Consider the following 14,912-nt stretch of genomic DNA (forward strand, 5'->3'; position numbering starts at 1 on the left):
GCCGCCGCCCGCGCCCAAGCCGACCCCGGCGCCGCCGCCTGCACCCCCGGTGCTGGGCCGCGACCCGTCGATGCCGGCCCCGCGCCGCTTCTCGCCGGTGGCACGTCCGGAGATTCCGAAGCCGCAGCCAAAGCCCGAGCCGAAGCCAGCGCCGGTCGCGGCAGCAGCCTCGACAGCCAGCGGATCGTCGGCCGGATCGTCCTCGCCGCAGCAGCGCAACCTGCCGTCGGGGCAGGCGACGCCGCGCAACAATGCGGCGCCGGCGCGTCCGCAGCAGCGCGACCGCAAGGGCGACGAGCGTCGTGGCGGCAAGCTGACGGTTACCCGCGCGCTGAACGAGGATGGCGCACGCGCCCGTTCGCTCGCCGCGCTGAAGCGTGCGCGCGAAAAGGAAAAGCGTGGCTGGACCGGCCCGCGCGAACCGCAGGCCAAGCAGGTCCGCGACGTTCAGGTGCCGGAGGCGATCACCGTCCAGGAGCTGGCGAACCGCATGGCGGAACGCGGCGCTGACCTGGTGAAGGCGCTGTTCAAGATGGGTTCGCCCGTCACCATGACGCAGACGATCGACCAGGATACGGCCGAGCTGCTGGTCACCGAATTCGGCCACAATGTCGTGCGCGTCAGCGACAGCGACATCGATCTGGTGCTGGATACCGCGCCGGACGCCGAGGCCGATCTGAAGCCGCGTCCGCCGGTCGTGACGATCATGGGCCACGTTGACCATGGCAAGACCAGCCTGCTTGACGCGCTGCGCGGCACCGACGTGGTGCGCGGCGAGGCCGGTGGCATCACGCAGCATATCGGCGCCTATCAGGTGACGCTGAAGGACAAGTCGAAGATCACCTTCCTCGACACGCCGGGCCACGAGGCGTTCAGCGCCATGCGTGCGCGTGGTGCCGACGTCACCGATATCGTGGTGCTGGTGGTTGCCGCAGACGACGGGCTGATGCCGCAGACGATCGAGGCGATCAATCACACCAAGGCGGCCGGCAAGCCGATGATCGTGGCGATCAACAAGATCGACAAGCACGATGCCAATGCCCAGCGCGTGCGCGAGCGCCTGCTGGAGCATGACATCCAGGTCGAGGCGATGGGCGGCGAGACGCAGGACGTCGAGGTCTCCGCGCTGAAGAAGACCGGCCTCGACGAGCTGATCGAGAAGATCCAGCTGCAGGCCGAGCTGATGGACCTGAAGGCCAACCCCGACCGCGATGCCGAAGGCAGCGTGATCGAGGCGAAGCTGGACAAGGGCCGTGGCCCGGTTGCCACCGTGCTCGTCACCCGCGGCACGCTGAAGGTCGGCGACGTGTTCGTCGTCGGCGCGGAAAGCGGCAAGGTGCGTGCGATGGTCGACGACAAGGGTCGCCAGCTGAAGGAAGCGGGCCCGTCGACGCCGGTCGAGGTGCTCGGCATTTCGGGCACGCCGTCGGCTGGTGACCAGCTGCAGGTGGTCGAGAGCGAAGCGCGGGCACGCGAAGTGGCGGAATATCGCCAGGGCGTGCTGACGCAGAAGCGCACGACCGCGGCGCCGGCGAGCCTCGAGAGCATGTTCTCTGCGCTGGCAGCGAACAAGGCGATCGAATATCCGCTGGTGGTGAAGGCGGATACGCAAGGGACCGTCGAGGCGATCGTCGCCGCGATCAACAAGATCTCGACCGACGACATCCGCGCGCGCATCCTGCATTCGGGCGTCGGCGGCATCACCGAGAGCGACGTGAACGCGGCTGCGGCCTCGGGCGCGCCGATCATCGGCTTCCACGTGCGTGCCAATGCCAAGGCGCGCGAGATCGCCGAGCGGCACAAGGTGGCGTTGAAATATTATGACGTCATCTATGACCTGATCGACGAGATCCGCGCCGGCATGGCGGGCGAGCTTGGCCCCGAGGCGTTCGAGACGGTCGTTGGCCGCGCCGAAATCCGCGAGGTCTTCTCGGCCGGCAAGCACGGCAAGGCCGCCGGTCTTCTGGTGGTCGAGGGTGTCATCCGCAAGGCGCTCAAGGCCCGCATCACGCGCAACGACGTCATTATCTACAATGGCGAAATTGCGTCGCTGCGACGCTTCAAGGACGACGTTCCGGAAGTTCGCGCTGGTCTGGAATGCGGTGTGACGTTCACGCAGAACTTCACCGACATCCGCCCGGGCGACTTCCTCGAAACGTTCGAGGTCGAGCTGCGCGAACGCACGCTGTAAGGACATGAACCCTCTCCCCCAGGCGGGGAGAGGGGAGTCTCACGATGACCGATCAACCAGAAAAATCCGTCCGTACCCTGCGCGTTGGCGAACAGGTGCGTCATATCCTGTCGGAGATCCTGCAACGCGGCGACGTGCATGACGAGGTGCTGACGACTCACCTGGTGAGCATCACCGAAGTGCGCATGTCCCCCGACCTGCGCCATGCGACGGTGTTCGTGAAGCCGCTGCTGGGCAAGGACGAGGAAGCGGTGCTGAAGGCGCTGCGTACCAACACCGCCTATCTGCAGCGCGAAGTCGCGCGGCGGGTGAAGATGAAATATGCCGCGCGCCTGAAGTTCCTGAGCGACGAGAGCTTCGACGAGGGCAGCCATATCGACCAGCTGCTGCGATCGCCCACCGTGGCGCGCGATCTGGACGCCGGCGGGGAATAAGCCGCCGGCTGCCAATCAGCAGCCGAGCTTTCCCGCCAGGTCGGTGAGGCTGTCGGCGGACCATTCCCAATCCTGCGCCAGGTTCGCATCGGGGGCGGGGCGGCCGCCATATTCCATCGGGCGTGACACGAAGGCGGTTTTGAGCCCGCAGGCGCGCGCGGCCGCGAGGTCGCTGTGGTGTGCGGCGACCAGGCACACCTCCTGCGGCGACAGGCCCAGGACTTCTGCGGTGCCGAGATAGGCGCGCGGATCGGGTTTGTAGGCGCGAGTGACTTCGGCACCCATGATCGCGTCCCAGGGCAAACGACCGCGCCGCGCCATGTCGAGCATCAGCGCGATATTGCCGTTCGACAAGGTGACGATCGGGAAGCGGCCCTTGAGGCGCGTCAGCCCCTCGACCGAGTCGGGCCACGGCGCAAGGCGGCGCCAGGCGAAGGTCCAGTCCTGCAGCAGGCCATCGTCGAGCGTGGCTGGATCGACACCAGCGTCCGTCAGCGTTTCGTCGAGCATCTCGCGGTGGAGCACATCAAGGATCGTGAAGTCGCGGCCAGACTTGGCATAGGCCGCCATGCCGGTGAGATAGCGGCGGCGCCAATTGTCGGTGAAGGTGGCGGGATCGAGGTCGGCGCGGCCGATGCGCGCGAGGAAATCGGCGGATTCGGCGGTGATGCTGGTGCGCCAGTCGACCACCGTTCCGAACACGTCGAACGCAAGCACCTTCGGCAAATCGGACCCGGCCATGTATCCTCCCGTCTGTTTCGCCGGGTGCTACGAGTGATGCCCCCCGTGGACAAGCCGCGTTGATCGGGCCACTCACGCGACCGGCAACAGCAAGGCGGTGCGGCATGGCGTTCACGGCAACAATCCTTCTGCTCGGTTCGGGCGAGCTTGGGCGCGAGTTCGTGATCTCGGCCAAGCGGCTGGGCTGCTATGTCATCGCCTGCGACAGCTATGACGGCGCGCCGGCGATGCAGGTGGCGGATGCGCGCGAGATATTCTCGATGCTCGACGCGGACCTTCTGCGGGCCGCGGTGGAGAAGCATCGGCCCGATTTCGTCGTGCCCGAGGTGGAGGCGATCCGTACCGAAGTGCTGGCCGAGCTGGAGGCGGCGGGGACGACGATCGTCCCGTCGGCGCGCGCGACGATGATGACGATGAACCGCGACGGCATCCGCGAAGTGGCGGCGGTCGAGCTGGGGTTGCGCACGTCGCGCTATCGCTATGCCGAGACGCTGGTCGAGGTGCGCGCGGGCGCGGCACACACCGGGCTGCCGTGCGTGATCAAGCCGGTCATGTCCTCATCGGGCAAGGGGCAGAGCACGGTGCGCGAGGAGGGCGCGCTGGAGGCGGCGTGGGACTATGCGGTGGCCAATATGCGCGGTGACCGGGCGCGGGTGATCGTCGAGGAGTTCGTCGATTTCGACTATGAGATCACGCTGCTGACGGTGCGCACGCGCGAGGGCGTCGTCTTCTGCCCGCCGATCGGCCACAGGCAGGAACGCGGCGATTATCAGGAAAGCTGGCAGCCGGCCGCCATGTCGGAAAAGGCGATCGCCGACGCGCAGGACATGGCGCGCAAGGTGGTCGACGATTTGGGCGGTTATGGCCTGTTCGGCGTGGAGTTCTTCGTCAAGGATGACGAGGTGATCTTTTCCGAATTGTCACCGCGCCCGCATGACACGGGGATGGTGACGCTGATCTCGCAATCGCTGAGCGAGTTCGACCTGCACGCCCGCGCGATCCTTGGCCTGCCGATCCCGACGCTGACCAGCTACGGCCCGTCCGCCTCCGCAGTGATCCTGGCGGATCGCGCGTCGGACACGGTGCGCTATGACGGCATCGCCGAGGCGCTGGCTACACCGGGGGGCGACGTGGACGTGCGGATTTTCGCCAAGCCGACGACACGGCCCTATCGCCGCATGGGCGTGGCGCTGGCGCGCGCCGCGACCACCGACGACGCCCGGCGCATTGCGGCCGAGGCGGCGTCGAAGGTTCAGCTTAGCTACGATCCGGCTTAGGCAGCGCGCTTGACGAGGCGCGGGTCGGCGGCGGCGACGCCGGTGGCGAGCACCAGCGCATCCTCGACGAAGCCGGTGGCGGTCTGGCCATAGCGGCGAAGCGCGGCCATGCGGATGCGCCAGCCGATGTAGGAACTGGCAAGTGCCGTGCCGAGCGCGACCGCGGCGCCGGTCACCCGTTGCCCCTTGGGCGCCAGCGCCGCGCCGGCATAGGCGGAGGTGACGCTGCGCACGGCAAGGCCGATCGGCACGATCCGGTCGGGTGCGGTCTTCTGCTTGTCGCCCGCCATTTCCGCGGCGCTGAAGGCGACGGCGCCCCAGGCGATCAGCGGGTTCTTGAACAATTTGGCGAGCGGCATGTCATCGGGCAGCGCGCCGCGACGGCCGGCGGCGGCGAGCGCGGCGAGCGGCACGATCCCGCGCTGACCCGCGGCCAGCCCGATGAGGTAGGAACGAAGCATCGGCGAATTCCTCGTGTGGTTCGCGCGAACAATCGCTGGGAGCGGTTTCGTATCCCGCACGAGCTGCAAAACGGGCGGCAGGAAAATAGTGGCGCGGCGCGCGCCGATGGGGAACAGCAACGCGATGGCCAAGCTCTATTTCTATTATGCCAGCATGAATGCGGGGAAATCGACCAACCTGCTGCAGGCCGATTTCAACTATCGCGAGCGCGGCATGGCGACGATGCTGTTCACCGCCGCGATCGATGATCGCTTTGCGGCGGGCACGATTACCTCGCGCATCGGCCTGTCGGCGCCGGCGACGATGTTCGACGCGAGCACCAATATCGCCGCCTGCGTGCTCGATCGCCACGCCGAGGAGACGGTGGCGTGCGTGCTGGTGGACGAGGCGCAGTTCCTGACGGCGGCGCAGGTCGATCAGCTCGCGCGGCTGGCGGATGTCGATGGCATTCCGGTGCTGGCCTATGGCCTGCGCACCGATTTCCAGGGGGCGTTGTTTGAGGGATCGGCGCGGCTGTTGGCGCTGGCCGACGCGCTGATCGAGATAAAGTCGGTTTGCGAATGCGGGCGCAAGGCGACCATGAACCTTCGGGTCGACGCCAAGGGGCGCCCGGTCGCGGCGGGGGCGCAGACGGTGATCGGCGGGAACGACCGCTATGTCGCCTTGTGCCGGCGGCATTTCACCGCCGCGCTGGAATTGGGCGCCGCGGGCCAGGCGTGACACGCGGGGGCGCTGGCGCTCGCTCGCCCGCCCCCCTATCTCGCCGGCATCATGACACCCGACAATCCCATCTACGCCGCGGCGGTGTGGATCATTCCGCTGATCATCGCGATCGTCTTTCACGAGGTGGCGCATGGCCTGATGGCGCGTGCGCTCGGCGATCCGACCGCGGCGCAGCTCAACCGGCTGTCGTTCAACCCGATCCGCCATGTCGATCCGATCGGAACCGTGATCCTGCCGCTGGGCCTCGCGCTTGCCAAGGCGCCGGTGTTTGGATGGGCCAAGCCGGTGCCGGTGGATGCGCGGCGGCTGCGCAATCCGCGCTGGGGCATGGTGGCGGTGGCGCTCGCCGGGCCGGGGATGAACTTCCTGCTGGCGGCGGTCGCGGCGATCGCGATCGGTGTTCTTTACGGGCAGATGAGCGGGCCGCCGGAGGGCGTCAGCCAGTTCATCTTCGCGAATCTCGTCAACTTCCTGCTGATCAACATCTTCCTCGCGGTGTTCAACCTGCTGCCGCTGCCGCCGTTTGACGGCGGGCATGTGGTGGAAGGCGTGCTGCCGCGTCGGCTGGCGGTGGAATGGGCGAAGCTGGCGCGTTTCGGCTTTCCGCTGATCATCGTCCTCCTGGTGGTGGTGCCGATGATCTGGCCGAGCGCGAGCATCGTGGGCAAGATCGTCGGCCCGCCCGCCGACTGGCTGGTGCGCCAGTATCTCGCCTTTGCGCAGCTGTTTGCCTGAGGACCCCTGACATGCATGGATGGCTGATCCTCGACAAGCCGCTGGGGCTTGGATCGACTCAGGGCGTGAGCGCGGTGAAGCGGGCGCTGCGCGAGGGCGGATATGGCAAGGCGAAAGTGGGGCACGGCGGCACGCTGGACCCGCTGGCGTCGGGCGTGCTTCCGATCGCGCTGGGCGAGGCGACGAAGCTTGCCGGGCGGATGCTCGACAGCGACAAGGTGTACGACTTCACCATCCGCTTCGGGGCGCAGACCGATACGCTGGACGCGGAGGGGAAGGTGATCGCGACCAGCGAGGTGCGCCCGACGCGCGAGGCGCTGGCCGCCGTGCTGGCGGACTTCACCGGGCCGATCGAGCAGATGCCGCCGGCCTTCTCCGCGCTGAAGGTCGACGGGCAGCGTGCCTATGACCTGGCGCGGGCGGGCGAGGAGGTAGTGCTCAAGACCCGCGCGGTGACGGTATTCGCGCTGAGCGTCACCGAGGCGGCCGACGCAGGCGCGCTGGAGGAGGCGACGCTGAGCGCGCATGTCTCCAAGGGCACCTATATCCGCAGCCTCGCGCGGGACATTGCGCTGGCCCTTGGATCGGTGGGGCATGTCACCTATCTCAGAAGGACGAAGGCGGGGCCTTTCGGCCTTTCGCAGGCGATATCGCTGGACAATTTGAGCGAAGCCGCTAAGGGGCGCACCCTTGAACATATTCTCCTGCCGTTGAGGGCGGGGCTGGACGACATCCCGGCTCTACCCCTCACGCCCGACCAGGCAGGGGCGCTCCGCCAAGGGCGTGTTCTGGCCGGGATCGTTGCCGACGATGGCCAGTATTTTGCCTGCCTGCACGATGTGCCGGTGGCGCTGATCGAGGTCCAGGCCCGCGAGGGTCGTGTCGTCCGCGGCTTCAACCTGTAAAGATGTCGAAGGAAAACACATGTCGATCACTGCGGAACGCCGCCAGGAACTCATCAAGGATCACGCCCGCGCCGAAGGCGACACCGGTTCGCCGGAAGTTCAGGTCGCGATCCTGACCGAGCGGATCCGGAACCTGACCGAGCACTTCAAGGGCCACGCCAAGGACAACCATTCGCGTCGCGGCCTGCTGATGATGGTCAACAAGCGTCGTTCGCTTCTCGACTATCTCCGCAAGAAGGACGGGGATCGCTACCTCGCCCTCATCGCGAAGCTCGGTCTTCGCAAGTAATAACGGAAGGGCGCCCTTGCGGCGCCCTTCTCGCATATGCGCTTCGCGTGTGACGCGAGCGTCCAACGCCAGCGGGCAATAAGGCCCGACTGGCACGAGCCAAGACTGGCTCAAGCAGGCCCCGGCTGCATAGGGCGGCCGGAGTGAAGGAAACGAAATGTTCGACAAGAAAACGGTAAGCATCGAGTGGGGCGGCAAGACCCTGACGCTCGAGACGGGCAAGGTTGCCCGCCAGGCCGACGGCGCGGTGATCGCGACGCTCGGCGAGACGGTGGTGCTGTGCGCCGTCACCGCGGCCAAGACGGTCAAGGAAGGGCAGGATTTCTTCCCGCTCACCGTCCACTATCAGGAAAAGTTCTCCGCCGCCGGTCGTATCCCGGGCGGCTTCTTCAAGCGTGAGCGCGGCGCGACCGAGAAGGAGACGCTGGTCTCGCGTCTCATCGATCGCCCGATCCGCCCGCTGTTCCCGGAAGGCTTCTACAACGAGATCAACGCCATCGCTCAGGTGCTGAGCTATGACGGCGAGAACGAGCCGGATATCCTGGCGATGGTCGCTGCATCGGCCGCGCTCACCATCTCGGGCGTGCCGTTCATGGGCCCGATCGGCGCCGCGCGCGTCGGTTACGTCGATGGCGAGTATATCCTGAACCCGACCGACAAGCAGGTCGAAGAGGGTCAGCTCGACCTGGTGGTCGCCGCCACCTACGACGCGGTGATGATGGTCGAATCCGAAGCCAAGGAGCTGTCGGAGGAGATCATGCTGGGCGCCGTGCTGTTCGCGCACGATGCCTGCCGTGAGGTCGTCAAGGCGATCGTCAAGCTCGCCGAGCAGGCCGCCAAGGATCCCTGGGAGCTGGCGCCGGTCGACGACAAGTCGGCGACGCTGAAGAAGCTCGAGAAGGCGATCGGCAAGGATATCGCAGCCGCCTACAAGCTGACCGACAAGCAGCAGCGCCAGAACGCGCTGAACGAGGCGCGCGCCAAGGCGCGTGAGGCATTTGCTGACCTCAAGGAAAGCGATCCCGCCCAGTATCTCGGCACGCTGAAGCTGGTGAAGAAGCTGGAGGCGAACATCGTCCGTCAGGCAATCCTGAAGGACGGCAAGCGCATCGACGGCCGCAGCACCACGCAGATCCGCCCGATCGAGGCGGAAACGCACTTCCTGCCGCGTGCCCATGGCTCGGCACTGTTCACGCGTGGCGAGACGCAGACGATCGCGACCGCGACGCTGGGTACCCGCGATGCGGAGCAGATGATCGACGGCCTGAACGGCCTGTCGTACCAGCACTTCATGCTGCACTATAACTTCCCGCCCTACTCGGTCGGTGAAGTGGGCCGCTTCGGCGCGCCGGGCCGCCGCGAAGTCGGCCATGGCAAGCTGGCGTGGCGTGCGCTGCACCCGGTGCTGCCGACCAAGGAAGAGTTCCCCTACACGATCCGTCTGACCAGCGACATCACCGAGTCCAACGGCTCGTCGTCGATGGCGTCGGTGTGCGGCGGTTCGCTGGCCCTCATGGACGCCGGCGTGCCGATCAAGCGCCCGGTCTCGGGCATCGCGATGGGTCTGATCCTGGAAGGCAAGGATTTCGCGATCCTGTCCGACATCCTGGGTGACGAGGATCACCTCGGCGACATGGACTTCAAGGTGGCCGGCACGTCCGAAGGCATCACCACGATGCAGATGGACATCAAGATCGCCGGCATCACCAAGGAGATCTTCGAGGCGGCGCTGCACCAGGCCAAGGAAGGCCGTGCGCACATCCTGGGCGAGATGAACAAGGCGCTGGGTGAAACCCGCACCGAGCTCAGCGCGCACGCACCGCGCATCGAGACGATCACGGTCGACAAGTCGAAGATCCGCGACATCATCGGCACCGGCGGCAAGGTGATCCGCGAGATCGTCGCCACCACCGGCGCCAAGGTCGACATCGACGACGAGGGCGTGGTGAAGATCAGCTCGTCCGATCACTCGCAGATCGAAGCCGCGATCAACTGGATCAAGGGCATCGTCGAAGAGGCGGAAGTCGGCAAGATCTACACCGGCAAGGTCGTCAACATCGTCGACTTCGGTGCGTTCGTGAACTTCATGGGTGGCAAGGACGGCCTCGTCCACGTCTCCGAAATGAAGAACGAGCGGGTCGAGAAGCCGGGCGACGTCGTGTCCGAAGGCCAGGAAGTGAAGGTCAAGGTCCTCGAGATCGATCCGCGCGGCAAGGTTCGCCTGTCGATGCGTGTCGTGGACCAGGAGACCGGCGCCGAGCTGGAGGACACCCGTCCGGCCCGCGAACCGCGCGAGCCGCGTGGTGACCGTGGTCCGCGTCGCGATGGCGGCGGTGATCGGGGTGGCCGTGGTGGCGACCGCGGCGGCGACCGTGGCGATCGCGGCCCGCGCCGTGACCGTGGCCCGCGTCGTGACCGTCCGGAAGGCGGCAACGGCGGTGGCAATGATGACGGCCCCGCGCCCGAGTTCGCCCCGGCGTTCCTGACGAACGACCGCGATCGCGACTAAGCGATCCGTCGCCTTCGGGTGATACAGGAAGGGCCCCGGCAGTGATGCCGGGGCCCTTTCTCTTTGTCCGTGCGGGCGGATGGCCGGTAAGGGAGCCGCCGCTATCGTCCCCGGTGCCCCAAAAGACATCACCCCGGAGCATGGCCCCGGGGTGACGGTAGATCAGCGCTGCTGGCGCGTATCGATGCGGCTGGCGCGTCAGGCGCCAACAGGATGGATCAGGCGGCGGCCTTCACCTTTTCGACCGCCAGCGCCATGCGGTTCGACACCGGCTGGGCGACCTCGCCCGCCAGCTTCAGCGCCGATTCGGTCGAGCGCGAGGCATGCGCCATGAACGCGTCGAACGAGGTGCGCGCGAATTCGTTCTGCAGCTTGAAGAAGTCGGCCGGCGAGGTCACCGAACCGAGCGAGCGGACCGCGCCGGTCGCCTGTTCGTAGGACGACTTCACATAGGCCGCGGCGTCCTGGCCCATCTGCTCCAGGCCCTTCGCCGCGATCTTCGAGGATTCCACGACCGCCTCGACATTGTCGCGCTGAAAGACGTGCATGTCCTCGAACGCCTTGGAGCCCTTTTCAAACTGCGTGCGGGCATGGTCGTTCGCCTCGGCAAACAGGGCGCGGGTCTTTTCGGTCATCGCAGAGATCGCGTCGATCATCGTCGGCTCCTTGGCGGTGCACGGTATGTCCACTGACATGGTGCATGCTCATCTTATGCTGCAGCGCAAAATAAGGGCCGCGTTATGCTGTTTCAAGGACTTTGTGCAACGCAGCAAAAGGTCTCTGCTGTTACCTTATCGCGTGCGGACATAACGACCGGGCGCATCGTCAAGCGCCGGCAGCTTGCCTGCGCCGGGGATGCGCGCACCCGCCGCTTCGACCATCGTGTCGTCGTGACCGCGCAGCCAGGCGAGCCAGTCCGGCCACCAGCTGCCCTCATGCTCGGTTGCGCCCGCCACGAATTCGGCGAAGGATCCGGCCGGCGCATCATTCGTCCAGTGACGATATTTGCGCGCCGCGGGCGGGTTGACGACGCCCGCGATATGGCCCGACCCGGCGAGCACGAAGCGCAATGGGCCGCGGAAGTAGCGGGTGATTTCCCAGACGCTCTCTGCCGGCGCGATATGGTCCTCCCGCCCAGCCTGAACGAAGGTGGGCGTTTCCACCCTGGCGAGATCGAGCGGAACGCCGTCGATGGTGATGGCGCCGGGCTTTACCAGCAGATTGTCGCGATAAAGATCCGCCAGATAGCTGCGATGCCAGCCGGCCGGTAGGTTGGTGACGTCGCCGTTCCAGTGAAGGAGGTCGAACGGCGTGTATTCTTCCCCCAACAGGTAATTGTTGGTGACGTAATTCCAGACAAGGTCGCGGCTGCGCAGCATGTTGAAGGTCGCCGCCATGTAGCGACCGTCGAGGAACCCTTCGGGCGACAGCGTGTCGATCCGGTCGAGCAGTTCGTCGGTGATCAGCGCGGAAAGATCGCCTGCGCGGGCGAAATCGACCTGCGCGGTGAAGAAGGTGGCGCTGGCGACCTTTTCCGCCTCGCCGCGCGCGGCGAGCAGGGCGAGCGTCGCGGCCAGCGTGGTGCCCGCCACGCAATAGCCGATGGCGTGGACAGCGGGCACGTCGAGCAGGTCGCGCACGGTGTCGATCGCCTCGACCTGCGCCGCGATGTAATCGCGCCAGCCAACGTCCTTCATGCTGGCGTCGGCCGACTTCCACGACACCATGAACACGCTGATCCCCTGATCGAGGCACCAGCGGATGAAGCTTTTCTCCGCGGTCAGATCGAGGATGTAGAAGCGGTTGATCCACGGCGGGAAGATGACCAGCGGGGTTTGCAGCACCTGCGGCGTCGTCGGCGCATAGTGGATCAGTTCAAAGAGCGGGGTGCGCAGCACGACCTTGCCGGGGGTGGTGGCGAGGTTGTGGCCGAGCTCGAACGCGCCGAGCGGCGTGTGGGTCATCTGCCCGCGCGCCATGTCGTCGAGCATGTGCTGCAGCCCCTTGCGCAGATTGTCGCCGCGCGTCTGGAGCGTCCGTTCGATCACCTGCGGATTGGTGAAGGCAAAATTGGTCGGGCTGAGCGCGTCGACGAAATTGCGCATCGCGAAGCGGAATTGCGCGCGCTGGCGATCGTCGACGCCCGGCATCGTTTCCACGCTGCGCATGAGCTGTTCGCCGATGAACTCATAGGCCTGGCGCAGCGCGGCGAAGAAGGGGTTTTGCTGCCACGCCGGGGCGGCGAAGCGCTTGTCCTGCGAGGGCTGCTGCTGCTCGGGCGGCAGGGTGGCGGCGATGAATTGCTGCCAGGCGGACAGTCCTTCGGCCCACGGATCGCGCGGGGCGGCGTCAGTGCCGGGGGTCGCCCCTGTGCCCTTTTCCTTGCCGGCATCCAGCGCCGCCACGCTCTGTTCGAGCATCATCTGCTGGGCGCGACCGATCATCGCCGTCCATTGCTGCAGATCGGCCAAGCTTGGCGGCAGGGGACTGTCGGTCATTCATCGCTCTCCGCCCGTCAGCATAGCGTGGCTATGGGCGCGCGAAAGCCCCGCCTGCCTTTCGCCGGGTGCGCGCCCGGTCTATGTTGCGCCGTTCCACCATCGAGGTTCGCATGTCCGAAGAGTTCTACCGCATCAAGCGCCTGCCGCCCTATGTCATCGCCGAGGTGAATGCGATGCGGGCCGCGGCGCGCGCGGCCGGCGAGGACATCATTGACCTTGGCATGGGCAATCCCGACCTGCCGCCGCCGCCGCACGTCATCGACAAGCTGGTCGAGGTGGCGAAGAAGCCCGATGCGCATGGCTATTCGGCGTCCAAGGGCATACCCGGGCTGCGCCGGGCGCAGGCCAATTACTACGGCCGGCGCTTCGGCGTGGAGGTCGATCCCGAGACCGAAGTCGTCGTGACGATGGGGTCGAAGGAAGGGCTGGCGAGCCTCGCCACCGCGATCACTGCGCCGGGCGACGTGATTCTGGCGCCCAATCCCAGTTATCCCATCCACACCTTTGGCTTCATCATCGCCGGGGCGACGATCCGCGCGGTGCCGACGACGCCGGACGAGCGCTATTTCGAGAGCCTGGAGCGGGCGATGGCGTTCACCGTGCCGCGGCCGAGCATCCTCGTCGTCAATTACCCGTCCAACCCGACGGCGGAGTCGGTCGATCTTGCTTTTTACGAACGGTTGGTCGCCTGGGCGCGCGAGAACCAGGTCTGGATCATCTCCGACCTCGCCTATTCGGAGCTGTATTACGACGGCAACCCGACGCCCTCGATCATGCAGGTGAAGGGCGCGAAGGACGTTGCGATCGAGTTCACCTCGCTCAGCAAGACCTATTCGATGGCCGGCTGGCGGATCGGCTTTGCGGTCGGCAACAAGACGCTGATCGCGGCGATGACGCGGGTGAAATCCTATCTGGATTACGGCGCCTTCACGCCGATCCAGGCGGCGGCGTGCGCCGCGCTCAACGGCCCGCAGGACATCGTCGAGCAGAACCGCAAGCTGTATCACAAGCGCCGCGACGTAATGGTCGAGAGCTTTGCCCGGGCCGGGTGGGAGATCCCGAGCCCCAAGGCGAGCATGTTCGCCTGGGCACCGTTGCCCCCCGCGCTGGCGCATCTGGGGAGCCTGGAATTCTCCAAACAATTGCTGACCCAAGCCAAGGTCGCGGTCGCGCCGGGCGTCGGCTATGGCGAAAACGGCGAGGGCTATGTGCGCATCGCCATGGTCGAGAACGAGCAGCGGCTGCGCCAGGCGGCGCGCAACGTGAAGAAGTATCTGGCCAGCATGGGTGTGAACGTGCCGGCGCGGAACGCTGGTTGAACCAGCCGCACGGTTCATCGCGGGGGGTGTTCGTTGGACGCCTATAACCCGCTCTATTCGCTCGCCGGCGTGCTGGTGGGGATATTGGTCGGCCTGACCGGCGTCGGCGGCGGATCGCTGATGACGCCGCTGCTGGTGCTGGCGTTCGGCTTCCACCCCGCCACCGCCGTCGGCACCGACCTGCTCTACGCATCGGCGACCAAGACGGTTGGCGGCGCGGTGCACGGCCTGCGTGGGACGGTGGACTGGCGGGTGGTGCGCCGCTTGGCACTCGGCAGCATTCCCGCGGCGCTGGTGACGCTGCTCGCGCTCAGCCGCATGAGCGTCCATGGCGCGGATACCGGCGGGCGCATCGCGCTGGCGCTGGGCGTGACGCTGGTAGCGACCGCGATCGCCACCTTCTTCCGTGCGCGGATCGTGGCGCGGGTAGAGCCGTTCTTCGAAGGGATGCGGCCGCGCACGCTGGCGCTGCTCACCGTCGGATTAGGCGCAATCCTGGGCGTGCTCGTCTCGCTGACCTCGGTCGGGGCGGGTGCGCTCGGCATGACGGCGCTGCTCGTGCTGTATCCACTGACACCGGTGAACCGGCTGGTCGGATCGGACATTGCCCATGCCGTGCCGCTGACGCTGATCGCCGGGATCGGCCATTGGTGGCTGGGGTCGGTCGACGTGATCCTGCTCGCCTCGCTGCTGGCCGGATCGATCCCGGGTATCGTGCTGGGCAGTATCATTGCCTCGCGCGTGACCGATCGACTGCTGACCCCGATCCTCGCCACCACGCTGGCGGTGGTCGGACTGAAGCTGATATTCTAAGCGCCTGTCGCTT

The 14,912-nt window shown here is 66.6% G+C and carries 14 protein-coding genes; 10 read left to right on the forward strand and 4 right to left on the reverse strand.

What is annotated here, in order from left to right:
- Both infB and rbfA read left to right on the forward strand, forming a co-directional pair.
- Positions 1 to 2,191 (forward strand): translation initiation factor IF-2 (infB, locus tag XM50_RS11735; protein ID WP_046409684.1); only part of this gene is annotated, 2,191 nt, incomplete at its 5' end.
- Positions 2,192 to 2,235: 44 nt separating this feature from the next.
- Positions 2,236 to 2,625: a 30S ribosome-binding factor RbfA gene (gene rbfA, locus XM50_RS11740; protein ID WP_046409686.1), complete on the forward strand. Its 390-nt coding sequence runs from the start codon at positions 2,236 to 2,238 to the stop codon at positions 2,623 to 2,625.
- A 15-nt stretch (positions 2,626 to 2,640) separates the two neighbouring features.
- On the opposite strand, the gene XM50_RS11745 is transcribed toward rbfA, so the two are convergent.
- Positions 2,641 to 3,366: a haloacid dehalogenase type II gene (locus XM50_RS11745; protein ID WP_046409687.1), complete on the reverse strand. Its 726-nt coding sequence runs from the start codon at positions 3,364 to 3,366 to the stop codon at positions 2,641 to 2,643.
- A 104-nt stretch (positions 3,367 to 3,470) separates the two neighbouring features.
- On the opposite strand from XM50_RS11745, the gene purT reads away from it, so the two are divergent.
- Complete coding sequence (gene purT / locus XM50_RS11750; protein ID WP_046409689.1) at positions 3,471 to 4,643, forward strand: formate-dependent phosphoribosylglycinamide formyltransferase; 1,173 nt, start codon at positions 3,471 to 3,473, stop codon at positions 4,641 to 4,643.
- Here the strand turns inward: purT and XM50_RS11755 are convergent.
- Positions 4,640 to 5,104 carry a hypothetical protein gene (locus XM50_RS11755; protein ID WP_046409690.1) on the reverse strand — a complete coding sequence of 155 codons (465 nt, stop codon included), beginning with the start codon at positions 5,102 to 5,104 and terminating at the stop codon, positions 4,640 to 4,642. The genes purT and XM50_RS11755 overlap by 4 nt on opposite strands.
- 124 nt (positions 5,105 to 5,228) lie before the next feature.
- Between XM50_RS11755 and XM50_RS11760 the strand changes: the two genes are divergently transcribed.
- The 5 genes from XM50_RS11760 to pnp all read left to right on the forward strand — a co-directional run bounded on the left by XM50_RS11760 (position 5,229) and on the right by pnp (position 10,266).
- Positions 5,229 to 5,825: a thymidine kinase gene (locus XM50_RS11760; RefSeq protein WP_046409979.1), complete on the forward strand. Its 597-nt coding sequence runs from the start codon at positions 5,229 to 5,231 to the stop codon at positions 5,823 to 5,825.
- A 51-nt stretch (positions 5,826 to 5,876) separates the two neighbouring features.
- Positions 5,877 to 6,563, forward strand: coding sequence for a site-2 protease family protein (locus XM50_RS11765; RefSeq protein WP_046409692.1), 687 nt, complete (start codon positions 5,877 to 5,879; stop codon positions 6,561 to 6,563).
- An 11-nt stretch (positions 6,564 to 6,574) separates the two neighbouring features.
- Positions 6,575 to 7,468, forward strand: a complete 894-nt coding sequence (gene truB, locus XM50_RS11770; protein WP_046409693.1) for a tRNA pseudouridine(55) synthase TruB — start codon at positions 6,575 to 6,577, stop codon at positions 7,466 to 7,468.
- A 19-nt stretch (positions 7,469 to 7,487) separates the two neighbouring features.
- A complete protein-coding gene (gene rpsO, locus XM50_RS11775) occupies positions 7,488 to 7,757 on the forward strand; it encodes a 30S ribosomal protein S15 (protein ID WP_046409695.1) in 270 nt (89 codons plus the stop codon).
- Positions 7,758 to 7,914: 157 nt separating this feature from the next.
- A complete protein-coding gene (gene pnp, locus XM50_RS11780) occupies positions 7,915 to 10,266 on the forward strand; it encodes a polyribonucleotide nucleotidyltransferase (RefSeq protein ID WP_046409697.1) in 2,352 nt (783 codons plus the stop codon).
- A 218-nt stretch (positions 10,267 to 10,484) separates the two neighbouring features.
- Here pnp and XM50_RS11785 read toward each other — a convergent pair whose 3' ends face one another.
- Entirely contained in the window at positions 10,485 to 10,922 is a 438-nt protein-coding gene (locus XM50_RS11785) for a phasin family protein (RefSeq protein WP_197075524.1), read from the reverse strand.
- 135 nt (positions 10,923 to 11,057) lie between these two features.
- Positions 11,058 to 12,764, reverse strand: a complete 1,707-nt coding sequence (locus XM50_RS11790) for a PHA/PHB synthase family protein (RefSeq protein WP_046409699.1) — start codon at positions 12,762 to 12,764, stop codon at positions 11,058 to 11,060.
- A gap of 113 nt (positions 12,765 to 12,877) precedes the next feature.
- On the opposite strand from XM50_RS11790, the gene XM50_RS11795 reads away from it, so the two are divergent.
- Positions 12,878 to 14,086 (forward strand): LL-diaminopimelate aminotransferase, encoded by a 1,209-nt coding sequence (locus tag XM50_RS11795; protein WP_046409982.1) that lies wholly within the window; start codon positions 12,878 to 12,880, stop codon positions 14,084 to 14,086.
- Between the two features lie 33 nt (positions 14,087 to 14,119).
- Positions 14,120 to 14,899: a sulfite exporter TauE/SafE family protein gene (locus XM50_RS11800; RefSeq protein ID WP_046409701.1), complete on the forward strand. Its 780-nt coding sequence runs from the start codon at positions 14,120 to 14,122 to the stop codon at positions 14,897 to 14,899.
- The last annotated feature ends 13 nt before the right edge of the window (positions 14,900 to 14,912 follow it).

It is taken from the genome of Sphingomonas sp. Ag1 (genome assembly GCF_000980895.1).
Classification (GTDB): domain Bacteria; phylum Pseudomonadota; class Alphaproteobacteria; order Sphingomonadales; family Sphingomonadaceae; genus Sphingomonas; species Sphingomonas panaciterrae.